We start from the raw sequence: 25,469 nt of genomic DNA, 5'->3' as shown, positions 1-25,469 counted from the left end.
ACCGGACAAAGTCCGGGCCGGAGGGGGCCTCACCGCCAAACACCCCCTCAGTCCGCTGCGCGGACAGCTCCCCCGCAAGGCGGGGGAGCAAGGATAAGCGGTGACCGCATTCGCCGAGCTGGTCGCCGCCAGCAATTTCACCTTCCTGACCGGCGCCTCGCATAGCGATGAAATGGTCGCCCAGGCCAGGGCGCTCGGGCTGGCAGCAATCGGATTGGCGGATCGCAATTCCTTTGCCGGCGCGGTGCGCGGCCATCTCGCCGCGAAGGAGGCCGGGATCAAATTCCTGGTCGGAGTGAGGCTGGTGACAACATGCGGTTTCGAACTGGTCGCCTATCCCAGACACCGCCACGCCTATGGTGCGCTGGCGCGCATGCTCACCGACGCCAATTTCCGCTCGAGGAAAGGGACATGCGAGCTGTGGCTGGAACAGATTGTCGAGGCCTCAACGGACCAGGTTTTCATCCTCCTGCCGCCCGATCCGCCCTGCGCGGACTGGCAGGCCAGGGCGGCGGACTTCTGCGCCCGCTCAAAAGCCCATCACGTCCTCGCACTCACCCGCCGCTTCGATGGCCGCGATGGTGAACGCCTGCACCAGCTCAGCCAGTGCGCGACAGATCTCGGTCTGGACTGCATCGCCAGCAATGACGCCCTCTATCATGTCCCCGAACGCAAGCCGTTGGCCGATGTCGTCGCCTGTATCCGCGAACATGTGACCATCAAGGCGGCCGGCTTTCTCCTCGCCGCCAATGCCGAACGCCATCTCAAACCGCCCGCGGAAATGGCGCGCCTGTTTCGCGGCTATGAGCACGCCGTCGCCAATACGGTCGCGCTCGCCGACAGCATCAATTTCAGCCTTGAAGAACTGGTCTATCAATATCCCAGCGAGGTGGTCGGCGACCATGAAACCCCGGCCCAGACCCTGCGCCGTCTGACGGCAGAGGGGCTGGAGCGGCGCTGGCCCGATGGTGCGCCGGAGAAGATCCGCGCCGCCATCGCCCATGAGCTCACCCTGATCGAAAGCCTCGATTTCCCGGCCTATTTCCTCACCGTCCACGATATCGTCCGCTTTGCCCGCAGCCAGGGAATCCTGTGCCAGGGGCGCGGTTCGGCGGCCAATTCAGCGGTGTGTTTCGCGATCGGCATTACCGAGGTCGACCCGACCCTGATCGACCTCCTGTTCGAGCGTTTCGTTTCGGCGGAACGCGGCGAGCCGCCCGATATCGACGTCGATTTCGAGCATGAGCGGCGCGAGGAGGTGATCCAGTATGTCTATGAGAAATACGGCCGCCGGCGCGCCGCCATGACCGCGACGGTGAATTGCTACCGGCCGCGCGGCGCCATTCGCGAGGTCGGAAAGGTGTTCGGCCTGTCCGGCGATGTCATCTCGGCCCTGTCGAAGACATTGTGGGGCTGGTCGACTGATGATCTCACCGATAACCGCATCCGCACCGAGCTCGGCCTCGACCCCGACACGCCCGATATCGCGATGACGCTGCATTATGCCCGCGAGCTGATGGGCTTTCCGCGCCATCTCTCCCAGCATCCCGGCGGTTTCGTGATGATGCAGGGCCGGCTCGACGAGATCGTGCCGCTGCACAATGCCGCCATGCCCGACCGCACCGTGCTCGAATGGGACAAGGAGGATATCGACGCGCTCGGCCTGATGAAGGTCGATGTGCTCGGCCTTGGCATGCTCACTTGCGTCGCCCGCGCCTTCGACCTGATCGAGCGCCATTATGGCCGTGGCCTGACCATGGCTTCCGTGCCCCAGGCCGATAGCGCCGTTTATGACATGATCTGCAAGGCCGACACGGTCGGCGTGTTCCAGATTGAAAGCCGGGCCCAGATGACCATGTTGCCGCGCCTGCGGCCGCGCACATTCTATGATCTGGTGATCGAGGTCGCCATCGTCCGCCCCGGTCCGATCCAGGGCGATATGGTGCACCCCTATCTGCGCCGCCGCTCGGGGCTTGAAGCGGTGGAATACCCGTCAAAGGCGCTCGAGGAGGTCTTGGGCAAGACACTCGGCGTGCCGCTCTTCCAGGAGCAGGCGATGCGGATCGCCATCGTCGCCGCCGGCTTCACGCCAGCCGAATCCGACCAGCTGCGCCGTTCCATGGCCGCCTTCCGCCGCTCCGGCTCGATCCATGAAATGGGCGAGAAGTTGATGAAGGGCATGATCGCGAAAGGCTATGAGCCCGATTTCGCGGAGCGCTGTTTCAAACAGCTCGAGGGCTTTGGCGAATACGGCTTCCCGGAAAGCCATGCCGCCAGCTTCGCCCTGATCGTCTATGTCTCCTGCTGGCTGAAGCATTATTATCCCGACGTCTTCGCCGCCGCGATCCTCAACTCCCAGCCGATGGGATTTTACGCCCCGGCGCAACTGGTCCGCGATGCGCGCCAGCACGGCGTCGAAGTGCGCCCGCCCGACATCAATCACTCCGACTGGGACTGTACGCTGGAACCGGCCCCCTCAGTCCGCTGCGCGGACAGCTCCCCCGCGCTGCGAGGGAGCAAGGATGCGCCCATCCTCCCCCGCAAGGCGGGGGAGGTGTCCCGGACAAGGTCCGGGACGGAGGGGGCCGGGACGGAGGGGGCCGCGAAGCGGGGGCATTTCGCCCTGCGCCTCGGCCTGCGCCAGATCAAGGGCCTGCGCGAAGCCTCAGCCGCACGCCTGATTGCGGCGCGCAATGCGGGCGGGCCCTTCACCAGCGTGCCCGATCTCGCCCGCCGTTCGCGCCTTGATCGCTCCACCATGGACCGGCTCGCCAATGCCGATGCTTTCGGCTCCATCGCGCTCGACCGCCGTCAAGCCGGCTGGACCGCCCTCGCCCAGGCCGGCAAGCCCTTGCCCCTGTTCGAGCATGCCGATGAATATGGCCATGAGGCTGCCACCGCCCTGCCGCAGATGAGCGCCGGCGAGGAGGTCGCCCAGGACTACGCGGCGCTGCGCCTCTCGCTCAAGGCGCATCCGATGAGCTTTTTCCGGTCTGAGCTGGAAGAAAGCGGCCATGTGCGGTCTGAACAACTGGGCGAAATGCGCGATGGCCGCTGGGTGACGCTGGCCGGCCTGGTGCTGGTGCGCCAGCGCCCCGGCTCGGCCTCGGGTGTGATCTTCGCGACGCTGGAGGATGAGAGCGGGGTGGCCAATATCATTGTCTGGCCGAAATGCTTCGAACGTCACCGCAAGATCGTGATGCGCTCCAAACTGATGAGCGTCACCGGACGGCTGCAAAAGGAAGGTGAGGTGATCCACATCATCGCCAGCCGCATCACCGACCAGTCCTGGCGCCTCGCCGCCCTCGCCGATGGCGAGGCGTTCGCCGAGGCCCTCGCCCACGCCGACGAAATCGCCCGCCCGCAGGACGATCCCCGCCTGATCGGCATTTATCGCCGCGTCATGCAGGGCGAGCGGCTGGAGGATGTGCTGCCGAAGAGCCGGGATTTTCATTGAGGAGCCAAGGCCCGCGCACCGGGTAGACCACTCCGCGCTTGCATAGCAGCGCATGTTTCAGAAATACTCGGTTCATGTCCCGTTCTGCCCGCGTCACGGCGACCAGCCAGCACACGTCCAGCGGCGGCCTGCCTCAGGCTGCATGGGCCGGGTGCTTGTATTTTTCTGCCATTTTCGCGCTTGGTTTCGGGTTCGGCGTTTTGCGCACACTCGCTCTGGAAGCCTTCCCGAACCTGACCCGGCTGGGCGTGGTCCTGGTCGAAATCCCGGTCATCCTCGCCCTTGCCTGGCTGATTTGCGGCGCCCTGATCGCCCGCCTGTCGCTCACCGGTGGCGAGCGTTCGGCGAGCGTGATGGGCGCATTCGCACTGGCGCTGCTGCTGGTGGCCGAGGCCGGTCTTTCGGTGGGACTGAATGGCTTGAGCCTGCAAGAGCATTTGGCCCTCTACCGCCAGCCCAGCCATGTCATCGGACTGGCGGGGCAGTGCATGTTTGCGATCTTCCCCTGGCTTCGGGTCCGGTTCTTCAGCCCTCCGGCGCGCCAATTGCAAACAAAACCCTAACATGCCGGACCTGTTGCGAAGCGGGTCAACCGGCAGCAGATTGGGAGTTGTCATGAGCAAGCCACAAAGCCTGAGCGAAGACGAAGCCCACGCCATGCGCCTGTTATGGGATCGTGGTGGCGCGTCGGTATCGGAACTGGCCCGGGCGAGCCGGCAGCCGGCCAGCGCGACACTGTCCATCCTGCAGCGCCTGCGCCGCAAGGGGGCGGTCGAACGCCAGCAGAGCGGACGGGATGTCCGTTATCTGCCGCGCCTCAACCGCCAGACGGCCCCGACGCATACGCTCGGCCGGCTATTGTCGGAAGCGGCGGGCGATGACCGCACCGGTCTCGGTGTGGTGGTGCTGCGCGAAAGCGATGTCGACCCGCAGGACTGGGCCGATCTGCAGGCGGAAATCGCCGCGAAAAACGCCGCAAGATCCAACCGCTGATCCGCGCCTATTGCGCCAGGAAGGCCCGGACATCGGCGATGGTGCGCGCCGGATCTTCCTCGTGCAGGATATGGCCAAGATCGTCATGGATGATCAGTTCGGCTTGCGGCAGATCGTCGGCGATGCGTGCCGCCTGTTCCACCGGGATCATCACATCACGCCCGCCCCACAGCACCAGTGCCGGCACCTGTACCCGCGCCAGATCGGCAGCCGGGTCGGGCAGGGTGAAGACTTCGAGCCGCTCGACCAGGGCCTGACCGACGCCAGGCGTCTGCATCAGGGCGTGAACGCGGCCGGGCAGGGCCGGGTCCATGCGGCTGATATCGCCGAACAGGCCGGCGGAGGCCGCGGCGACCATCGCTTCGGGCGCGCTGGTGAGATAGAAGCTCACCCCCATCGGCACGGCGACGGGCTGTTCGGTGACGCCATTGATGGAATAGGCACCCGGCGCGACCAGAACGAGGCGTTCGACCAGGTCGGGGCGCTCGGCGGCGAGACGCCAGGAAACCAGACCGCCAAGGGAATTGCCCGCCAGGGTGACATGGTCGAGGCCGAGCTCATCGAGCAGATGGCCGAGGAATTCAACGGTCTGCGGGACGGAATAGCGTTGCTGCGGGTCGGGACCGGTGAGGCCATGGCCGGGCAGGTCCATGCGGATAACGCGGTAGTCGCTGCTCAGATCGGCCGCCCAGCCGTCCCAGCTTTCCAGCGAGTAGGAAAACCCGTGCACCATGACGATGACGGGCGCATCGGCCGGCCCCTCGCTGCGCACGCGTGCCATCACGCCATCGATATCAACCAGGCGGTCAGCGTCGGTCCAGTAGGGTGAATCCAGCCGCGCGGCCTGATCCAGCGCCGGTTCTGCAGCGGGACGGGTGAGCATCCAGGCCAGGGCCCCGATCACGATCAGGGCGGCGAGGACGATAAATGCGATCACAGTGCGGGACATGGGATTTCCTCGGTTTCACATAAAAACGGCCGACGATCCCTGATGCTCAGGAAGCGCCGGCCGGTCAAGTCGGTCGAGAGCGGACACGGGAGGTTCGCGTCCGCTCTCATGCTTCAGCCTAGAAGCGGTAAGCCAGCGTTGCCGTAACGGTACGTGGATTGCCGTAATAGCCGACCAGCGTGCCCGAAGTACCGAGCTCGGGAGCGAAGGTCGTGTTGTCGACGAAGTCATAGCCGGAGACCCGGTATTCCTCGTCGGTCAGATTGCGGCCATGCAGGCCCAACTGCCAGGCACCATCTTCGCTGTCCCAGACGATCGACGCATTCCACAGCGTGTAGGCTGCCTGGTCGAGGGCCGGGAACGGGATTTCGAACTGGCTCGAATCGCCGCGGTGTGAGCCGGTGATCGAGGCGTTGAGATCGCCGCCATAGACCGAGGTCAGATAGCTCAGCGTCGCGCTGAGGGTGGAATCCGGCGTGTTCTGGATCTGGACCTGGTTGGAGATATCAACACCGAAAGCATTGATGAATTCCTCGTAATTGCCGTCGAGGATACCCAGTGCCCAGGAGAAGTTCAGGGCATCGCCAGTGGTGAAGACGTCACGGCCGAGGTCGAGCGTACCTTCATATTCGATACCGGTAATCGTTGCGGCACCGGCATTGGTGGTCACACCGGTGAAGGTGTCGTTGATGCCATCAGCATCGGTATCGATGCCGACCGAACCGGGAACCTGGATGTCGGTATAATCCATGTGGAAGAGCGCAACAGCATGGCTGTAGCGTTCGCCCTGGTATTTCCAACCCAGCTCGAAGCTGTCGACCGATTCCGGATCGAAGGCCATGAACTCAAACACTTCGTCGGCTGTAATCGTGCCGCTGAGGTCGAAGTCCGGGGTGCCGGTGGTCTGGGCCCGCGGATCAAAGCCGCCGCCTTTGAAGCCCTGGCTATAGGTGAAGTAGAAATTATTGGCGGCACTTGGCTGCCAGGAGATCGACGCCGTCGGGCTGAAATCATCCCAGGAATTGGTGCCGAGGAAGTCGGACGTGGTCGCGATTGCGAAACCGGCGCCGCCAAAATACTCGGAGAAGCCGCCCAGATAGGTCCGGCGCAGGACGCGCGATGTACGCTCGTCTTCGGTATAACGGCCACCCAAGGTGATGCTGACCGTATCGGTCAGGTCATAGGTGAAGTTGGCGAAGACCGACCAGGTGCTGGTATCCACATCACCAAAGGTCTGGGCGTTGAGGCCGGTCAGGACCGTGTCGAGCAGAACGTCGAACACCGTCGTCGCGTTGGCTTCAAGCGAGTAATAACCCATCACACCGGCGAGACGATCACCTTCATAAAGGAGCTGGAACTCTTCGGAGGTCTGCTCATTGGTGTAGATCGCAGGAACGTCGAGATCGCCTTCAGGCAGGTTGTCGAAGTCGATCGGCGTGGTGGATTCGTCTTCACGCCGGGACAGGATGTTCCGCACGGTCCAGTTTTCATTGAGATTCCACTCGGCCGTCAGGGACAGGCCATCGCTCTGGACATTCTGCGCGACCACATCAAGGCCGGCACGGGTGTCGAAAACATCGTCGAGCACGCCATAGGCGGCCGGATAGCCCGGAGCACTCGGGATCAGACGGTGTCCGCCGCGCGGGCTGGATGTGTCTTCCACCGAGTCATAGGCGAGACGGAAGAAGAGGTCGGCACTTGGTTCCCATTCGGCGCTGACACGATAGCCGAGCACGTCCTTGTCGTAATTTTCCTCACCCGTGGTGAGATTGGTACCGAAACCGTCACGCTGGAGATTGGCCACAGCCGCGCCGAGGCGGAAAGTGTCGCCCATTGGCACGCTGCCGGAGACGATCTGGTCGAGCTGGCCGAAAGAGCCGACATTCAGGCGCGCCGACAGGGCAGGCGCGTCCGGGTCAAGGCGGCGGGTGACGTATTTGATCGCGCCACCAATGGTGTTGCGGCCGTAGAGCGTGCCCTGGGGACCGCGCAGAACTTCGATCCGTTCGACATCATAAATGTCGAGCACGGCGGCCTGCGGGCGGTTGAAATAGACGTCGTCGACATAGATGCCGACGCCGGCTTCAAAGCCGGCAACCGGATCCTGCTGGCCGACGCCGCGGATGAAAGCGGTCAGGGTCGAATTGGTGCCGCGCGAAGCTTCGAGCGTCACATTCGGTGTTGTCTCGGCAATCGCCAGGATGTCGACAGCGCCCATCGCCTCGAGCTGGTCGCCGGTATAGGCGGTGACCGCCAGCGGCACGTCCTGCAGCGATTCCTCGCGGCGGCGGGCCGTCACGGTGATGACGTCAGAGGTGGCCGTGTCGCCGGCCTGTTGGGCCTGGACAGGTGCCGCGATGAGCATGGTCGATGCGATCGTGCTGAGCAGGAGCGCTGCCCGCGTCATTTTCTGGGTCGGTTTCATGATGCTTTTCCCTCGGTATTATGGTGGGTGACCGCCGCCGCATGCACGCGGTTGGCGAATTGTGTGACCGCACTGGCGAACTCTTGCGGTTCTTCCAGGTGCGGAGCATGTCCCGAGTTCGCAAACGTCACCGATTGCGCTTCGGGTAATGAGTCGACGAGATACCGGCTCGTCTCCGGGCCGTAGGCTTCACTTCGCGCGCCAGAAATGACGAGCGTCGGCAAGTTCATGCTGGGCAGGGCTTCGCGCAGATCCTGGCTGGCCATGGAAAGCCAGAAATCTGCCATCGCACCGCCATGGCGCTGGCTGAGCCGAGCGACAATATCGGCAATCATTTCGGGTTCGCGGGCCGCGCGGCCGCGGGCAAACATCTTGGGCGCAAATGCCGCCGCATAGGCGGGCCAGTCATTGCGCATTGCCTCGACCGCACGGCCGCTTCCGGCAATATCCATTCCGGTCGCCATGCCCAGCGCCCAGCCCTCGGTATTGAGAATGCGCGGGCTCATATCCTCGATGATCAGACCAGCGAAACGGGCATGGCCATTGCGGGCGATCAGCTGCCACAGCACGGTCGCGCCCATCGACCAGCCCAGGGCTGTGATATCGTCCAGCTCCAGCGCGTCGATCAGCGTCTGAAGATCATTGGCCAGCAGGTCTATATCGAGCGCAGCCTCACCGGCCGGCGTCTCGCCATGGGCGCGCAGATCCGGAATGACAACGCGAAATTCGGTGGCCAGCAGATCAGCAATCGTATCGAAGAAATCGCCCGAGGCGGCCCAGCCATGCACCAGCAACAGGACAGGCCCGGCGCCAAGATCACGATAACGCATCACGGATCCGTCGCTCATGCGACAGGATCGCAGCGTCGTCTCCGCGCCCTGGGCGCTGTCTGATCGGATGTTGAGCACTGTGGCGATCTCTCCCGGATGCATCACACGCCGTGGCTTTCATGCCATATTGCGTTATCGGCAATTTTGTGAAAACTGAATCATATGTCAACTTCACTTTCTTCGACTTCTCCGAAAAGCCCGAAAACCGCGCGCGGCCAGCGGACACGAAATCGTCTGCTTGATGCCGCCGAGGAATCCTTCGGGGAGAACGGATTTCACTCGAGTTCGATCGGCGATATCACCCGCCGCGCCTCGGTCGCCCTGGGCACATTCTACGTCTATTTCGATTCAAAAGATGAGATATTCCGGGCACTTGTCGCGCATATGGGTGAGATGACCCGAAGCTGGATCGCCGAACGCGTCAAGGGGGCCACCGACCGGCTCGACGCCGAGCACAAGGGGCTGGTTGCCTATATCGAATTCGCCCGTGCCCACCCCAATCTCTACCGCATCATCGAGGAGGCACAATTCGTCGCCCCTGATGCATACAAGGCACACTATGACAGTTTCGCCGACCGCTACCGGCGCAATCTGGAAGAGGCCGCCGAACGGGGCGAGATCAGCGATGGCAATCAGGAGACCCGCGCCTGGGCCCTGATCGGGATGAGCGTGTTTCTCGGCCTTCGCTTCGGCATATGGGAGCCGGCACGCAGTGCCGACGAAATCGCCCGCGAGGCCTCCGACCTGATCTCCAGGGGGCTCGCGCCGTGATCGTCTCCGCTGCTGCCCAATCCGGGATTCTGGTGAGCCACACGGATGGCGTCGCTCGGCTCACGCTGAATCGGCCCGGGCGCGGCAACAGCCTGACACCCGGCCTGCTCGACGCATTGAGCCAGGCCCTGCAAGATGCGGCAGGCACAGCGCGGGCCGTGGTTCTGTCCGGCACCGGCTCCTGTTTCTCGAGCGGCGGCGATGTCGCGGCGATCCGTGAACACAATACGAGCGCTGAAGACCTGCAAACCTATAGCGACGCCCTTGTCGGCGGGCTCAACCGCGTCCTGCTGCAATTGCGCGCCCTGCCCTGCCCCGTCATCGCCGCGGTCAACGGACCGGTGACCGGCGGATCGCTTGGACTGGTGCTCGCCGCCGACCTGTCGCTGATGGTGCGCACAGCTTTCATCCAGCCCTATTACGCGCAGATGGGCTTTGCCCCCGATGGCGGCTGGACCGCCCTGCTGCCGGATCGAATTGGCCGCGCCCGCACCGCGCGCTGGCTGGCCCTCGATCAGCGGGTGAGCGCGGATGAGGCCCTGGAAATGGGTCTGATCGACCAGCTCGCCGAGCCCGCGGATTTCGACCAGGCACTGACAGATATGCTGGCCAGGCTGGAAGCCCATGATGCCAGCGTGATCGCGACCAGCCGGCAGCTGCTCGATGCCCAGGCCGGACCCGGCGGGCTGGCCGGCCGGCTCGACGCCGAACGCCAGGCCTTTCTGATACAGGTTGCGCGCCCGCAAACGCGCGTCCGGATGGACCGCTTTCTCGGCGGCTCCTCCAAACCGGCCGAGGTGGAGGCGCACGCGTGAATTCCCTGCTCGACATAACCGCCCGCCGCGCCGCCATCGAACCGGATGCCATCGCCTTCCATGTCGTCGAGACCGGCGAACAGATCGATTATCGCAAGCTGGAACAACGCAGCGCCTGCGCCGCAAGCCTGTTGCAGGACCGCGGCATTGCGGCCGGTGACCGGGTGGCGATCCTGTGCCGCAATCGCGTCGAGTTTTTCGAACTTCTGTTCGCCTGCGCCAAGCTGGGCGCCATCCTGGTTCCGCTGAACTGGCGCATGCCGGCGAGCGAACTCGTCCAGCTGCTCGAGGATTGCACGCCGGTCCTGATGGTCACCGGTGCGGAAGACCGTGACACGGCACACGCCGCGTCGGACCCGATGGCGATGCGCGTTCTCGATCTTGACGATGACTATAATCGTTTACGCGATGCGGCGCGGCCGCATCCGGGCCGTGACAGCTGGCCGGGCCAGGAATGCTGGTATCTGATCTATACCTCCGGCACGACGGGCAAGCCGAAGGGCGTGATCCAGACCTATGGCATGGCGCTGGTCAATTCGATCAATATCGGTCAGGCGATCGGTCTGCGCGGCACGGATTCCACCCTCAACTTCCTGCCGCTTTTCCACACCGCCGGCATTAATCTGCACACTCTGCCCGTACTGTTCGGTGGCGGCACGATTCACATCCTGCCCGGTTTCGAGGCCGGTCCGATGCTCGAACTGATCAATGCCGGAGCGCTGGATGTCTTCATCGGGGTACCGGCCGTCTATCGCGAACTGACCCTGCATCCCGATTTTGCCAAGACCGATCTGACCCGGCTGCGCCACTGGTCCTGTGGCGGCGCGCCCCTGCCGGACATATTGGTCGAGACCTTCGCCGCGCGCGGCGCCATCGTCTGCAATGGCTTCGGCATGACCGAAACCGGTCCGACCGCCTTCCTGGTCGACGAGGCCCACGCGCTCGAGAAAATCGGTTCGGTGGGCAAGACCCAGATCCTGGTCGAGGCCCGCATCGCCGGCCCCGATGGCGCCGTCCTGGCCGCCGAGGAAACCGGCGAGATCCAGTTCCACGGCCCGGGCCTCACGCCGGGTTATTGGCAACGCCCGCAGGAGACCGCGGAGCTTTTCACCCGTGATGGCTGGCTCAAGAGCGGCGATCTCGGCCGCTTCGACGCGGATGGCTATTGCTTCGTCGCGGGACGCATCAAGGAGATGTATATTTCCGGCGGCGAGAATGTGTATCCGGCCGAAGTCGAGAATGTCCTGGCCGACCATCCGGCCGTGCAGGAAGCTGCGGTCACCGGCGTGCCCGACGAAAAATGGGGTGAGGTCGGTTGCGCCCATATCATCCTGCGCCAGGGGGCAGGCCGTGATGCCGAGGCGCTGGCTGACTGGTGCCGCGAGCGCCTCGCCGCCTACAAGGTGCCGCGCCATGTCCTGTTCGCGCACGACCTCCCGCGCACCGCCGCCGGCAAGGTCCAGAAACATTTGCTGCCGCAGCCGGGGGATCGCGAATGAACCGGACAGCCTCGCTCGAACGCAGTTTTTCGCAAGCCGATTTCGATGCCTTCGCCCACGTCTCCGGCGATAATAATCCGATCCATGTCGATCCGGAATTCGCCGCCCGCACCCGCTTTGGCCAGACCGTTGCCCATGGCGCGCTCCTCTGTGCCGTATTGCGCGGCCTGGTCGAGGAGCTGGTGCCCGGCGGCCGGCAGATCCGGCAGGCGACCCAGTATTCCGCCCCGTCACCGGTCGATCAGCGGCTGCGCTTCGACGCAGAAATGGTCGCCGAAAACGGTTCGGTGGCAAGGATCCGACTCCAGGTGATGCGCCTGTCGGACATGGTCATTACCTGCAGTGGCGAGACGGAGGTCGAGGCATGACCGACACCGCCAGACAGCCCCTGACGACCGGCCGGTCGGCGCAGATCACCCGCACATTCAACCCGGCCGATATCCAGGCGCTTCACGCCGTGTCCGGCGCCCCGCTGAGCCAGGATGCCGTACCGGAAGCCCTGATCAACGGCCTCTTCTCATCCCTGCTCGGCGTCGACCTGCCCGGCCAGGGCACGAATTATCTCAAGCAGGAGACAGAATTCCTGCAGGCTGCGCCGATCGGTGAGCCGTTGACGGCACGCGTTGAAATCACCCGCCTGCGTCCGGAGAAACATCTGGTCGACCTTGCCACCACATGCCATTCGCCTTCCGGGGCGCTGATCGCACGCGGCCGCGCCCTGGTGCTGGCGCGTGATGTCGCCGGGGCTTTTGCCTGAGCCACAACCTGCGATTTGCATTTACCTTTTCGGTTTCATGTGGAAACTGCTGGCCATGTCAGCTCCACGCAAATCGGCCTCACACCCCACACCCAACCAGGACATCATCATCGTCGGCGGTGGCCATAACGGGCTCGTCTGCGCGGCCTATCTCGCCAGGGCCGGTCTGAAGGTCACAGTGCTCGAACGCCGGCATGTTCTGGGCGGCGCTGCGGTCACCGAGGAATTCCATCCGGGCTTTCGCAATTCGGTCGCCGCCTACACGGTGTCGCTGCTCAATCCGAAAGTCATCGCCGACCTCGAGCTGCACCGCCATGGTCTGAAAATCATCGAGCGCAAGCTCGGAAATTTCCTGCCGCGCGAGGACGGCTATCTACTGGCAGGCGAGGGGGTGACCCAACAGCAGGTTTCCAAGTACTCAGCGCGTGATGCACAGCAGTTGGACGCGTATGAAGCGCGACTCGAAACCATCGCCGACACGCTACGCGCCATGGTGTTGCAAACACCGCCAAATTTGCGCGAAGGCGGCTGGGCCGGTGCCATGCCGGAAGTGTTCAAGGCCCTCAATCTGAGCGGCAAGCTCGGCAGTCTCGACCTCACCGCCAAGCGCGATCTGCTTGATTTATTTTCGAAATCCGCCGGCGACTGGCTCGATGGCTGGTTCGAGAGCGAGCCGGTCAAGGCACTCTTCGGCTTCGACAGCATTGTCGGCAATTATGCCAGCCCCTACACGCCGGGCAGTGCCTATGTCCTGCTCCACCACGTGTTCGGCGATGTGAACGGCAAAAAAGGCGTTTGGGGCCATGCACTTGGCGGAATGGGTGCGATCACCCAGGCGATGGCCGCGGCCTGCCGGGAACGCGGAGTCGAGCTGAGAACAGACGCTCCGGTCAAGGAAATCCTCACCGACGGCCACACCGCCCAGGGCGTGCTGCTGGAGTCCGGCGAAGTGCTCTATGCCCGCGCGGTCGTGTCCAATCTCAACCCGAAACTCCTCTTCGGCTCGATGATTGATCCCACTGTTTTACCAACAGATTTCAACGAACGCATCGCTCATTACAAATGCGGATCCGGCACATTCCGGATGAATCTCGCGCTGTCGGAACTGCCCAGTTTCACGTGCCTGCCAGGCCCCGGTGACCATCTCTCGGCCGGGATCATCATGGCGCCCTCACTGGATTATATGGACCGCGCCTGGAGCGATGCCCGCCGCCATGGCTGGTCGCGCGAACCGATCATCGAAATGCTCATCCCCTCAACCCAGGATGACAGTCTCGCCCCACCGGGCCAGCATGTCGCCAGCCTGTTTTGCCAACACGTCGCGCCGGTTCTGCCGGGCGGTCGCAGCTGGGATGATCACCGCGAGGAAGTCGCTGATCTTATGATCGAAACGGTCGATAAATGGGCGCCGGGCTTCAAGAAATCAGTGCTCGGCCGCCAGGCCCTCTCGCCGCTCGACCTCGAACGGATATTCGGCCTCACCGGCGGTGATATCTTCCACGGCGCCCTCAGCCTGGACCAGCTGTTTTCCGCGCGCCCGGTACTCGGACATGCCGATCATCGCAGCCCGGTCGCCGGGCTCTATCAATGCGGATCGGGAACGCATCCGGGCGGCGGGGTCACCGGCGCGCCCGGACATAATGCGGCTCGTGAAATCCTCAAGGATTTCAAGCGACGTTAGGCAGAAATCAGGCCTTGCCCGCCTTCTCACGCTCGATCGCTTCCAGGATCAGTTCGCGAGCCCGTGCGGCATCGCCCCAACCCTCGACCTTGACCCATTTATGGGGTTCGAGATCCTTGTAGTGCTCGAAGAAGTGCGTGATGCGCATGATGAGCGGCTTCTGAACGTCAGAATAGTCAAGGATATCATCGTAGAAGGGCGTCAGCTTGTGATGCGGTGCGCACAGGATTTTCTCGTCCATGCCGCTCTCGTCTTCCATCAACAACACACCGATCGGGCGGGCGCGAACGACGCAGCCCGGCATCAGGGTCGTCTGCCCCAGCACCATGACATCAATCGGATCACCATCTTCCGACAGGGTGTGCGGCATGAAGCCGTAATTGCACGGATAGCTCATCGGTGTGTGCAGGAAGCGGTCGACGAAGACGGTGCCCGCCTCCTTGTCCATCTCGTATTTGACGGGCTGACCGCCAACGGGAACTTCGATGATGACATTGATGTCTTCAGGCGGGTTCACACCCGCGGCAATTTTGTCGATCCGCATAGTCATGCTCCTGGCGCGAGGATTTTGCGACCTCTTACGCTGATAAGGCCCGCGATCCAATCCCGTGCTGCACCGCAACACGCCCCTTGGGCATCAGGCGACGCTCGAAGCCGGCAGACCGGGCTCGGCCACTGTCTCACGCCGCACGGCCTCCTCGCCGCGAATATGGACAAAATGCCCACGCTCGACCTCCCAGTCGGCGAGCAGGCGCTGCGCCCGAGCCGAACCGGTCTGCTGCGCGTGTTGCTCGATCAGCTCGCGGCATCGCGCTTCCGATTCAGCCGCCAGGGCGAAAGCCACAACCGTATCGGTATTGAGCCGTGCATCGAGACGGCGCTCCGGATCATGGACAAACACGTCGCCGCCCGTCATCCCGGCGGCGAAATTATCGCCGACCGGGCCGATGATGACGGCGGTGCCACCGGTCATGTATTCGCAGCCATTGGCGCCGCAGCCCTCGATCACAGTCACGGCGCCGGAATTGCGGACGGCAAAGCGTTGTCCGGCCAGACCGGCGGCGAATAATTGCCCGGACGTCGCGCCGTAAAGACAGGTATTGCCAATAATGGCACTGCCCGTCGTCTGCTCGCGCGAACCGCCGAATGGTCGCACCAGAATGGTCGCACCCGACAGCCCCTTGCCGACATAATCATTGGCGTCGCCATCAAGCTCGATCCGCAAACCGGCGGTCGAGAATGCCCCCAGCGACTGACCCGCCGAGCCGCGCAGTTTCAGCGTCAGATAATCATCGGCCAGACCGGCACCGCCAAACACGCGAATAATCTCCGACGAGGTTCGCGTCCCGACCGCGCGGTCCGTATTCTTGACCGCATAGTCGAGCTGCATCTTCTCGGCGCGGGCGAAGACCGGGGCGGCATCGAGGATGATCTGCTCATCCAGGCTCGGCGCCACCGGATTGCGTTGTTCCCGCGTCGAACGGGCCGGACGTTCCGCTGCATCGGCGCGCGCCATGATGGCGCTGAGATCGAGATCGTCGAGCGCTTCGGACCCGCGCGAGACCTGGTCGAGCAGATCAGTGCGGCCGATCACATCCTCCAGATCCCTGGCACCGAGGCCCGCGAGAATTTCGCGCACGTCCTGGGCCAGGAAAGTCATCAGATTGACGACGTAGTCGGGTGCGCCGCCAAAGCGCAGGCGCAGATCATCGTCCTGGGTACAGATGCCGACCGGGCAGGTATTGGAATGGCATTGGCGAACCATCAGACAGCCCAGTGCCAGCAGGGATGCCGTTCCGATGCCGAATTCCTCGGCCCCGAGCATCGCAGCAATGACGATATCGCGGCCCGATCGCATACCGCCATCGGCGCGCAGCGTAATGCGCTCGCGCAGCCCGTTGAGCGACAGCATCTGGTGCGCCTCGGCAAGGCCGAGTTCGAGCGGGCCGCCCGCAAATTTGATCGAGCTCAACGAGGCCGCACCGGTGCCGCCGACACTGCCGGAGATATTGATGATATCGGCATTGGCCTTGGCGACGCCGGCCGCGACCGCGCCGACCCCGGCCGAGGCAACCAGTTTGACGCCGACACGGGCGCGCGGATTGATCTGTTTGAGGTCGTAGATGAGCTGGGCCAGATCCTCGATCGAGTAGATGTCATGGTGCGGTGGCGGCGAGATCAGCGACACGCCCGGCGTGGCCAGGCGCATTTTGGCGATGAAGTCGGTGACCTTGAAGCCGGGCAATTGCCCGCCCTCGCCGGGCTTGGCGCCCTGGGCAACCTTGATCTCGATCTCGCGGCACTGATTGAGATATTCCGCCGTGACGCCAAAACGCCCCGAGGCAATCTGCTTGACGGCCGAATTCATGTTGTCGCCATTGGGCAGCGGCTTGTAGCGGCGCGGATCTTCACCCCCTTCACCGGACACCGATTTGGCCCCGATCCGGTTCATCGCGACATTGAGCGCGCCATGGGCTTCCGGCGACAGGGCACCAAGCGACATGCCCGGCGTCACGAAACGACGGCGAATGCCATTGATCGACTCGACACTGTCGACCGCAAGGGCGGGCCCCAGCGCGCGCATGTCGAGCAAATCGCGTAACTGGATCGCGCCTTGCGCGTCAAGCGCTTCGCGATAGCGTTTCCAGGCTGCCGGATCATTGTGTTTGACGGCGGATTGCAGCTCGGTGATCGAGCTGGCGGTTACGGCATGCCGATCGCCGCTGGACCTCTGGCGGAAGAAGCCGCCGACCGGCAGACGGGCATCGCCGCGCCAGGCCGTGCGGTGCAGGTCGACGGTGCGCGCTTCCAGGCCCGGCAGGCCGAGGCCGGATATCCGGCTCACTACGCCCGGCAGATAGGCTTCGACCAGCGCACGCGACAGGCCGAGCACTTCGAAATTGCAGCCGCCGCGATAGGAGGAGATGATCGATATCCCCATTTTGGAGATGATCTTCAGCAAACCACCGTCGAGCGCCAGCTTGAGCTGTTTGGCCCGGCGTCGTGCCATGCTGTCCTCGCCGGGATGGTCGCGGCCAGCCGTCACGGTTTCAAAGGCCAGGTATGGATTGACGGTCGTGGCGCCGAGACCAATCAGAACGGCGGCATAGTGCGGATCAAAACATTCGGCCGACCGGACATTGATCGAACAGGCATTGCGCAGGCCGTGGCGGGTCAGGCGCGAATGGACGGCGCCGGCGACCAGGATCATCGGCAAGGCACAGTGATTTTCATCAGAATTGTGATCGGTGAGCACGAGATGGGCAGCGCCATCGCGCACAGCATAGACCGCGGCCTCGATCACCTTGTCGATCGCGGCGCCGAGCGCATGCCCGTCGCCCGTCGCCTCGGCAACCGGCAGCAGACAATCAATTTCCTTCACGCCCCCGCCCATCATTTCGCGCCAGCGCCAATAGGCGCCATTGGTCAGGATCGGGCTTTCGAGCACCAGGACATTGGCCCGGGTTTCTCCCTTGGCGAGGATATTGCCGAGATTTCGGAAACGCGTCTTGAGCCCCATCACGCGGCCTTCACGCAAGGGGTCGATCGGCGGATTGGTCACTTGCGCGAAAGTCTGCCGGAAGAAGTGTGACAGCGGCCGGTAGGTTTCCGACAGCACGGCGAGCGGCGTGTCATCGCCCATCGAGCCAACGGCCTCCTTGCCATCATCAGCCATGGCGGCGAGGACAAGCTCGATCGCTTCGAAGCTGAAACCGGCAGCGGCCTGGCGACGCAAGCGTTCATCAGCGCTGAATTTGACCGGTTCCGGCCCCAGTCCGATGGCCGGTTCGATATCCTCGACCTCGCCGAGCCAGCGTTGATAGGGATGGGTCTCGCTGAGTGTGTCGAGAATCTCGTGCTCGCGATAGAAACGGCCCTCTTCGAGGTCGAGCGCGATAAGGCGGCCCGGCGTGATACCGCCGCGTTCAATGACGCGCTCCGGCGCGATGGGCGCCATGCCGGTTTCCGAGCCGGCGACGAGAAGCCCGTCATCGGTGATCGCATAGCGCATCGGCCGCAAACCATTGCGGTCCAGCCCGGCAATCGCCCAACGTCCGTCGAAGGCGGCGATGGCAGCCGGGCCGTCCCAGGGCTCCATCACCGAATTGAAATACTCATACATCGCGCTCCAGCCATCGGGCATGACGTCGGAGCGTTTCGACCAGGCCTCGGGAATGAGCAGGGTCTTGGTCATCGGCGCATTACGGCCGGCGCGGACGAGGATTTCAAACACCTGGTCGAGCGCTGCAGAGTCCGAAGCGCCGGGCTGGATCACCGGTGTTACATCCTGGCGCGCGTCCTCGAACGCGGTGTCAGCGATGTGAATCTCGTGGCTTTTCATCCAGTTGGTATTGCCGCGAATCGTATTGATCTCGCCATTATGGGCGAGCATGCGGAAGGGCTGCGCCAGACGCCATTCCGGGAATGTATTGGTCGAATAGCGCTGGTGGAATATCGCGAAGGGCGAGATGAAGCGCTCATCCTTCAGATCGAGATAGAAGGCGTCGATATCCTCGGCGCGGAACAGGCCCTTGTAGATAATGTCGTGCGGCGAAAGTGAGCAGACATAGAGCTCGCGCAGATTCTCTTCGCGGGCACGTCGCTCGATGCGACGCCGGATGATGTAGAGCGTGTGGGCGACACTGGCCGCATCACGGCCCTGCGGATCGCGGAACAGGACTTGTTCGATTTCGGGCAAGGTCGAGCGCGCCTTGGTGCCGAGCACGGAGATATTGGTCGGTGTCTGGCGCCAGCCATAAAAGCTGAACCCCTGGCCCAGAATCTCCGCCTCGATGATGGCGCGGGCGCGTTCGCGGGCAGCAAAATCGGTACGCGGCAAGAAGATCATGCCGACAATGACATCGCCGCGTTGCGGCTCATGACCGGTGCGCGCGACGGCGGCCTTGAAGAAGTCCTGCGGCACGCCGAGGCGCAGTCCGGCACCGTCGCCGGTGCGCCCATCGGCATCGACAGCGCCACGGTGCCAGACGGATTTGAGGGCGTGAATCGCAAGCTCGACGATCTCGCGCCGCGGCTGCCCCTTCATGTCGGCGATCAGGCCGACGCCGCAGGCATCACGCTCGTCTTCCGGACGGTAGAGGCCGGAGGTTTCAAGCAGCTCCAGACCCTTGCGGTGCCGGGCTTCAGACCAGTTTGAATGTGTCATTCGGCGGCTCCGAGCACGGCGAGGCGATTATCGAGATAGTTTTCAATCGAACGGGCCGCATCGAGCCCGTCGCGGATCGCCCAGACGACCAGCGAGGCACCGCGCTGGATATCGCCGGCCACGAAGACACCGTTCAGACTGGTCATGCTGGAATCGGGATCGGATTCGATCGTGCCCCATTCGGTCAGGTTCAGCTCGGGCGCTTCGAACTGTTCGCTGAGATTCTCGGGCTGAAAGCCAAGCGCGGAAATCACCATATTCGCAGGCAAATCGACGGTCTTGCCGCTATCAGCCTCGGGCATGCGGCGTCCGGAGGCATCGGGCGCTCCAAGCCGCATCCGCTGAACGCGGACACCGGTCACATCCGCGCCGTGGCTCAGAACGGCAAGCGGCGCTGAAAGCCATTCGAAGACCACGCCCTCTTCTTCGGCATGCCGCACTTCGCGAGCGGAGCCCGGCATATTGGCGCGGTCGCGGCGATAGAGACAGGTGACTGAGCGGGCGCCCTGACGGATCGCGGTACGAACGCAATCCATCGCCGTATCTCCGCCGCCAATCACGATAACATCCTTGCCCTCAGCCGATAGCCGCTCATCGGTCGCCTTCGGATCACCCAGCCCGTCGCGATTGGAGCGGACCAGATAATCGAGCGCCTGGACAACCTCCTCGCCGGCGCCCGGGCAGACGAGCTGGCGAGCCGCATAAACACCGGTCGCGATCAGGACAGCGTCATGCTGTGAGCGCAACGCGCCGAGCGAGGCATCGCGCCCGATCTCGAAATTCAGCTTGAACTCCACACCGCCCGCCGCAAGCCGGTCGAGTCGGCGCTGAACGACGTGCTTGTCGAGCTTGAAGCCAGGAATGCCATACATCAGCAGGCCGCCGGCACGATCGGCGCGCTCATAGACGGTAACGACGCAGCCCGCTTCGCGCAGCCGTTCGGCTGCGGCCAGCCCGGCGGGGCCGGAACCAATCACGCCGACACTCTGGCCGCGCGGTGCGCCTGGCACGATCGGGGTGACCCAACCCTCATCCCAGGCCGTGTCGGTGATGAATTGTTCGACAGCACCGATCGTCACCGCGCCATGACCGGACTTCTCGACAACACAGCTGCCTTCGCACAGGCGGTCCTGGGGGCAGATACGGCCGCAGATCTCCGGCATGGTCGACGTCGCGGCTGAGGCCTCATAGGCCTCCTGCATCCGGCCGGTACCGGCCAGCATCAGCCAGTCGGGAATATTGTTCTGCAACGGGCATCCGGTCTGACAGAACGGCACGCCACATTGCGAGCAACGGGAGGCCTGTCCCGTGACTTTCTCAATCTCAACAGGTTGATAGATCTCGAGAAAATCGGTGCGGCGCTCGGTTTCCGCCCGCTTCCCCGGATAGGCCTGATCGATATCGACAAATCGCAGCAATGGATGACCTCGCAACCGCATACCTTTTCCGCAGTGCAGCACACTCTCGATCGTCACTCAAGAGCCCGCTTACGGCCAGATTGGGTAAATTTTTTCACTTGATCGGGTCATTATAGCATTTTCAGATCATGTTAGCAAAAACATGGATGAATATTGGGATGATTTGCCTCGATTTCGGGCTCAAGAATTTTGCTGCATTGCAATAGAAGTCGCGCTGCAAACTGCCGCCGGGATCTGCCGTTCAAGGACAGCCCCTGCAGGGGCATGAGGGTCGGCTCCGGCCGAGGTGACAGGCCGCCGCCGGCGGGTTAGCGTCTCGCCAAACAGGATCAGCGAAATGGGTTACATCATGACAAGTTTGCGCAATCTGGCGGCCGGCCTGGTCGTGTTGATCACATCTGCCGGAGCTCTGTCCCAGGACCCGGTGCCCAGCTATTCCGAATCAACTGCTGGCCTGTCGCAAGCCTCCGGCCTGTTGACCCTTCATGTCGACCATCGCGACGGCCGGATCCTCGCGGAACTGACGCCGCAGGATGACGGCTCGCTCGGCCGCATGATCTACACCGCCTGGCTCGCCTCCGGCCTCGGCTCCAACCCGGTCGGGCTGGATCGCGGTCTCGGCACGGATTCAGAAATCCTGCGCTTCTTCCGGGTCAATGACCGGGTCTTCGCCGAGTTCGAGAATAATCGCTATCGCGCGATCGGTGCCGAAGCCGACGAACGCCAGGCGACGGAACAATCCTTCGCCCGCTCCATCGTCTGGAGCGGCGAAATTGTCGCTGAACAGGATGACCGCGTGCTGGTCGATCTGGCCGGATTTCTCACCCGCGACCCGGTCGGGACCATCGGCCAGCTGGCCGCCGCGGAACAGGGCAGCTTCTCGATTGATGCGGATCGCAGCGCGGCATTGACCGAGAGCGTTCGCGCCTTCCCGCTGAATGTCGAAATCGATGCCCTCCTGACCCTGACATCGAACGATCCGGGATCTGAAGTCCGCGCCGTGACGCCAGCCGCCCATTCCGTGACGCTGACCGTTCATCACTCCTTCGCGGCCCTGCCCGAGCCCGGCTATGAAATCCGGGAGGCTGACGACCGCGCCGGCGCGATCACAACCGAGATCTATGACATGGCCGCACCGCTCGATGCGCCTGTGCGCCGATACCTCGCCGTGCGCCACCGGCTGGAACGGGTGGACCCGACAGCGGCTTCCGGTCCGGTCGTCGAACCAATTATCTATTATGTCGAACGCGGCACCCCGCCGCTGATCCGCGACGCCTTGATCGACGGAGCGAACTGGTGGTCCGACGCCTTTGCCGCCGCCGGGTTCGAAGACGCCTTCCGGGTCGAGCTTCTGCCCGAGGGGGCTGATCCGCTCGATCTTCGCTACAACATCATCCAGTGGGTTCACCGTCAGACGCGCGGCTGGTCCTATGGCGGTGCCGTGATTGATCCGCGCACGGGCGAGATCCTCAAGGGCCATGTTATTCTGGGCAGCCAGCGCATCCGCCAGGACCGGATCATCTTTGAAGGACTTTTGGGTACGGACCAGACCGGCAGCGGCAGTGCCAGCGACCCGCTCGAGCTCGCCCTGGCGCGGATCCGGCAGCTCTCTGCGCATGAAGTCGGGCACACGATTGGCCTGATGCATAATTTCGCCGCCAGCGCCAATGATCGCGCCTCTGTGATGGATTATCCGGTGCCGCTCGTCTCGCTCGATGCCGATGGAAATATCGATGTCAGCGACGCCTATTCACAGGGCATTGCCGCCTGGGACCGTGCCGCGATCAGCTGGCTCTACGCCCAATATGCCGACCCGGCCACCGAGGCCGACGGACAGGAGGCCATCCTCGCCGCAGCCCGCGCCGACGGCCTGCTCTTCATCTCTGACCGGCATGCACGCGGCAATGATTCCGGCCATCCACTGGCCAATCTCTGGGACAATGGCAGCGACCCGATCCAGACGCTTGACGAGATCATGGCCGTACGCGCCGCCGCACTGGCCAATTTCGGACCGCACGCCCTCGCCCCGGGCCTGCCCGCAAGCGAATTGCGCGCCGTCTTTTCACCGATCTATCTCTATCACCGTTACCAGGTGGAAGCGGCCGCGAAGACTCTGGGCGGGGTGTATTTCGAGTACGCGCTCAATGGTTCCGGGGTTGAAGGCCTCAGCCCGGCACCGGCTTCGGACCAGCGCCGGGCCCTGAACGCGCTGACCGCGACGCTCGATCCGGCCGTGCTGGACATCAACGACACCACCCTGTCGCAGCTGACCCCGTCGCCCTATGTGGACTACGACGCGGCAGCGACGCGCGAAATCTTCGCCTCCTCGCAATACCCGGCCTTCAGCCGTAGCGATGCGGCCGCGGCAGCGGCCCGGATCACACTCCAGGCCATGCTCTCACCCGCCCGCCTCGCGCGGATCGGCGAGCAAAGCGCCCGCGATCCGGATCAGCTTGCTCCGGGCGAGGTACTTGAAACGCTGGAACGCGCCATCTTCACCGCGCCGCGCGATGAGGCTGCCCGCCTGGTCCCGCTGCGCGGCGCCATCCAGGGCGAATATGTCGCCCAATTGCTGGCCGTGACCGCGAACGGGCCCCGCGCCGCTTCCAGCCAGGCAAGAGCCCGGCTTGAAGCGCTCGCTGCGGCCTTGCCGAGCGGCCGCGCCACCGCCGCCGGTCCACGCGAAGACCGTCTCGGCCTGGCACGGCAGATCGAGGCCGGACTGGCCCGCATCGATCGCGGTGAAGAGGTTGGCGGTTTCGAAACTGAAATCCCGCCCGGCAGCCCGATCGGAGCTGCGACTTGCTGGCATTGCGACAGCGCCGACATCCTCGGCCTCGGCCAGTGAAACAGTTGGGCACAGCCACTCTGGCCGCCGGCCTGATCGCGCTCAGCGCCTGTCAGCCGGTGCCGCGCCACACTGTGACCAGCATTGATTGGGCGATGCAGGAGAGCGGCGTACAGAGCAGCTTGCGCGGGCTCGCTGTCGTTGATTCCGATATCGCCTGGATCGGCGCCCCCGACGGGGTTGTCCTGCGCACCGTGGACGGCGGCACGAACTGGACCCGGAGTCGCATCGAGGCCGCTGCCGGGCTGGATTTGCGTTCAGCCCACGGCTTTGACGCCCATCATGCCCTCTTCTTTACGGCCGGCAGTCCGGCCCGCCTGTTCGAGACCCGCGATGGGGGGACCTCATTCACCCTGCTTTATGAAGACGGCTCCGATGCCGCTTTCTTCGACGGGCTGGGTTTCTGGGACGCGATGCGCGGCATCGCCTTCTCGGATCCGGTCGACGGAATATTCCACATCCTGCTGACCGACGATGGCGGCCGGAGCTGGACCACTGCCGCCAATCTGCCCGCACCGCTCGATGGTGAAGCCGGATTTGCTGCCTCCGACACCGGCCTTGCGCTGGGCGAGGCAGGCCGCGTCTGGATCGGGACGGGGGGCGCGGCGCGGGCCCGTATCCTGTCGAGCCCGGATTTCGGTGCCAGCTGGGGCGTCGTCAACGCCCCCCTCGCCAGCGGACAAGCAGGCGCCGGAATATTCTCGATCGCTGCGGCCGGAAATACGCTGGTTGCCGTTGGCGGAGATTATACCCGCGCCGATGCGCGGGCGGGTGTCGCCGCCTATTCGCTCGATGGCGGTCATATCTGGTTCGAACCGGAGACACCCCCCGCAGGCTACCGGTCGGCGGTAGCGTCCATCCCGGGGCTGGGCGGGCATTTTCTGGCCGTGGGGCCGAATGGGAGCGATCTGAGCCGCGATGGCGGGCGTGTCTGGGAGGGCATATCCGAGGCGGGCTATAATGCCGTCGCCTTCGCTCCGGGCACCCTGACGGGCTGGGCCGTCGGCACCGACGGCAAGATCGCGCGCCTGACGATACGCCGCGGCCTGGAATAGAGACAGGACGACCCGATGGGGAGGCAACGGGCCGTCCTGCCGCCTTCAGCTAGCCGCCGAAGGATTGGGAGATGGTGAAGACGAAGCTGTCATCGCCATCGTCAGACAGGGCGTGATAGCGCGCATCCCAGCTGACCGTATCGAAGGCCGTGCCCGATATCCCGATCTGATAGTCCTCGTAGTCCGCCGCGGGGATGTCGTCGAACCGGCTGGCACCGATGCGGGCATCAAGGGCCACACCGGCAGCAAATTCATAGGCCAGTCCGGTCTCGATATAAGCCGCCGGGCCGCTTTCGAGATAGAAATCCGGCGACCAGGACAGTTTGGCATCCCAGGCCACAGGACCAAGTGTGTGGCCGACACCGGCATAGAATTCCCAGAAATTCTGGTCACCACCGGCACTGGGACTGTCGGGATAACCATAGAGGATCCCACCGACATCGATATCCCAGCTTCCGAGCGTTGTGGCATAGCCGCCATAGAGGTCGAGCTCCATCGTGGTGTCATCACCGAAATCGACACTCGAGCCCCAGATACCGGCATAGAGGCCGCTGTCATCAGCGACATCGAATCCGCCGGAAATGGCCGGGCCACCATCGGTCTGGGTGACACCACGGAAGATGTAGTCGGACGTCAGGGCGACATTGCCCTCGACCGTTTGCGCCGAGGCGGTGGTGGCAGCAGCCGTGCCCAACAGGGCCGCGAGGGCCAGGCCGGCGAATTTTGCGTTGGCGGTTTTCATGACAATTACTCCTCAAGGGTTTCTGTACTGGCTCGCGGCCGCCTCTGATGCGGTCGCGATCG

At 63.8% G+C, this 25,469-nt stretch carries 18 protein-coding genes; 11 read left to right on the top strand and 7 right to left on the bottom strand.

The window, feature by feature from the left end:
• Positions 1–100: 100 nt before the first annotated feature.
• From BLT42_RS14095 to BLT42_RS14085, 3 genes are all read left to right on the top strand, one after another.
• Positions 101–3,457, top strand: coding sequence for an error-prone DNA polymerase (locus tag BLT42_RS14095; protein WP_091771811.1), 3,357 nt, complete (start codon positions 101–103; stop codon positions 3,455–3,457).
• A gap of 74 nt (positions 3,458–3,531) precedes the next feature.
• Positions 3,532–4,020, top strand: a complete 489-nt coding sequence (locus BLT42_RS14090; RefSeq protein ID WP_091771810.1) for a hypothetical protein — start codon at positions 3,532–3,534, stop codon at positions 4,018–4,020.
• A 52-nt stretch (positions 4,021–4,072) separates the two neighbouring features.
• Positions 4,073–4,450, top strand: coding sequence for a BlaI/MecI/CopY family transcriptional regulator (locus tag BLT42_RS14085; RefSeq protein WP_176780379.1), 378 nt, complete (start codon positions 4,073–4,075; stop codon positions 4,448–4,450).
• Positions 4,451–4,457: 7 nt separating this feature from the next.
• On the opposite strand, the gene BLT42_RS14080 is transcribed toward BLT42_RS14085, so the two are convergent.
• The 3 genes from BLT42_RS14080 to BLT42_RS14070 all read right to left on the bottom strand — a co-directional run bounded on the left by BLT42_RS14080 (position 4,458) and on the right by BLT42_RS14070 (position 8,672).
• The gene (locus tag BLT42_RS14080) at positions 4,458–5,399 is read right to left on the bottom strand and encodes an alpha/beta fold hydrolase (RefSeq protein ID WP_091771808.1); all 942 of its coding nucleotides are present in this window, start codon (positions 5,397–5,399) and stop codon (positions 4,458–4,460) included.
• A gap of 118 nt (positions 5,400–5,517) precedes the next feature.
• Positions 5,518–7,824: a TonB-dependent receptor gene (locus BLT42_RS14075; protein ID WP_091771807.1), complete on the bottom strand. Its 2,307-nt coding sequence runs from the start codon at positions 7,822–7,824 to the stop codon at positions 5,518–5,520.
• Positions 7,821–8,672 (bottom strand): alpha/beta fold hydrolase, encoded by an 852-nt coding sequence (locus tag BLT42_RS14070; protein WP_176780378.1) that lies wholly within the window; start codon positions 8,670–8,672, stop codon positions 7,821–7,823. The genes BLT42_RS14075 and BLT42_RS14070 overlap by 4 nt, the downstream gene beginning before the upstream one ends.
• 144 nt (positions 8,673–8,816) lie before the next feature.
• On the opposite strand from BLT42_RS14070, the gene BLT42_RS14065 reads away from it, so the two are divergent.
• From BLT42_RS14065 to BLT42_RS14040, 6 genes are read left to right on the top strand one after another with little or no spacing between them, the layout of a single operon-like run.
• Positions 8,817–9,425, top strand: coding sequence for a TetR/AcrR family transcriptional regulator (locus tag BLT42_RS14065; RefSeq protein WP_091771805.1), 609 nt, complete (start codon positions 8,817–8,819; stop codon positions 9,423–9,425).
• A gap of 32 nt (positions 9,426–9,457) precedes the next feature.
• Complete coding sequence (locus BLT42_RS14060; RefSeq protein WP_176780377.1) at positions 9,458–10,240, top strand: enoyl-CoA hydratase/isomerase family protein; 783 nt, start codon at positions 9,458–9,460, stop codon at positions 10,238–10,240.
• On the top strand, positions 10,237–11,739 hold the full coding sequence (locus tag BLT42_RS14055; protein ID WP_091771803.1) for an AMP-binding protein: 1,503 nt from the start codon (positions 10,237–10,239) through the stop codon (positions 11,737–11,739). Before BLT42_RS14060 ends, BLT42_RS14055 begins: the two co-directional genes overlap by 4 nt.
• Positions 11,736–12,107 (top strand): MaoC/PaaZ C-terminal domain-containing protein, encoded by a 372-nt coding sequence (locus tag BLT42_RS14050; protein WP_091771802.1) that lies wholly within the window; start codon positions 11,736–11,738, stop codon positions 12,105–12,107. Before BLT42_RS14055 ends, BLT42_RS14050 begins: the two co-directional genes overlap by 4 nt.
• Positions 12,104–12,496 (top strand): hotdog family protein, encoded by a 393-nt coding sequence (locus BLT42_RS14045; protein ID WP_091771801.1) that lies wholly within the window; start codon positions 12,104–12,106, stop codon positions 12,494–12,496. The genes BLT42_RS14050 and BLT42_RS14045 overlap by 4 nt, the downstream gene beginning before the upstream one ends.
• 55 nt (positions 12,497–12,551) lie before the next feature.
• A complete protein-coding gene (locus BLT42_RS14040; RefSeq protein WP_091771814.1) occupies positions 12,552–14,177 on the top strand; it encodes a phytoene desaturase family protein in 1,626 nt (541 codons plus the stop codon).
• A 7-nt stretch (positions 14,178–14,184) separates the two neighbouring features.
• Here BLT42_RS14040 and ppa read toward each other — a convergent pair whose 3' ends face one another.
• The 3 genes from ppa to BLT42_RS14025 all read right to left on the bottom strand — a co-directional run bounded on the left by ppa (position 14,185) and on the right by BLT42_RS14025 (position 20,783).
• Positions 14,185–14,721, bottom strand: coding sequence for an inorganic diphosphatase (gene ppa, locus BLT42_RS14035; protein ID WP_091771800.1), 537 nt, complete (start codon positions 14,719–14,721; stop codon positions 14,185–14,187).
• Positions 14,722–14,814: 93 nt separating this feature from the next.
• Positions 14,815–19,344: a glutamate synthase large subunit gene (gene gltB / locus BLT42_RS14030; RefSeq protein WP_091771799.1), complete on the bottom strand. Its 4,530-nt coding sequence runs from the start codon at positions 19,342–19,344 to the stop codon at positions 14,815–14,817.
• Positions 19,341–20,783: an NAD(P)-dependent oxidoreductase gene (locus tag BLT42_RS14025; protein WP_091771798.1), complete on the bottom strand. Its 1,443-nt coding sequence runs from the start codon at positions 20,781–20,783 to the stop codon at positions 19,341–19,343. The genes gltB and BLT42_RS14025 overlap by 4 nt, the downstream gene beginning before the upstream one ends.
• 328 nt (positions 20,784–21,111) lie before the next feature.
• Here BLT42_RS14025 and BLT42_RS14020 point away from each other — a divergent pair, with 328 nt between their 5' ends.
• Both BLT42_RS14020 and BLT42_RS14015 read left to right on the top strand, forming a co-directional pair.
• A complete protein-coding gene (locus BLT42_RS14020) occupies positions 21,112–23,610 on the top strand; it encodes a zinc-dependent metalloprotease (RefSeq protein ID WP_233342518.1) in 2,499 nt (832 codons plus the stop codon).
• Positions 23,607–24,665, top strand: a complete 1,059-nt coding sequence (locus BLT42_RS14015) for a beta propeller repeat protein (protein ID WP_091771796.1) — start codon at positions 23,607–23,609, stop codon at positions 24,663–24,665. Before BLT42_RS14020 ends, BLT42_RS14015 begins: the two co-directional genes overlap by 4 nt.
• A 49-nt stretch (positions 24,666–24,714) precedes the next feature.
• Here BLT42_RS14015 and BLT42_RS14010 read toward each other — a convergent pair whose 3' ends face one another.
• Positions 24,715–25,407 carry a TorF family putative porin gene (locus BLT42_RS14010; protein ID WP_091771795.1) on the bottom strand — a complete coding sequence of 231 codons (693 nt, stop codon included), beginning with the start codon at positions 25,405–25,407 and terminating at the stop codon, positions 24,715–24,717.
• Between the last annotated feature and the right edge of the window lie 62 nt (positions 25,408–25,469).

It is taken from the genome of Maricaulis salignorans, from assembly GCF_900103475.1.
Taxonomy (GTDB): domain Bacteria; phylum Pseudomonadota; class Alphaproteobacteria; order Caulobacterales; family Maricaulaceae; genus Maricaulis; species Maricaulis salignorans.
This window is presented reverse-complemented; position numbering and strand designations above follow the sequence as displayed.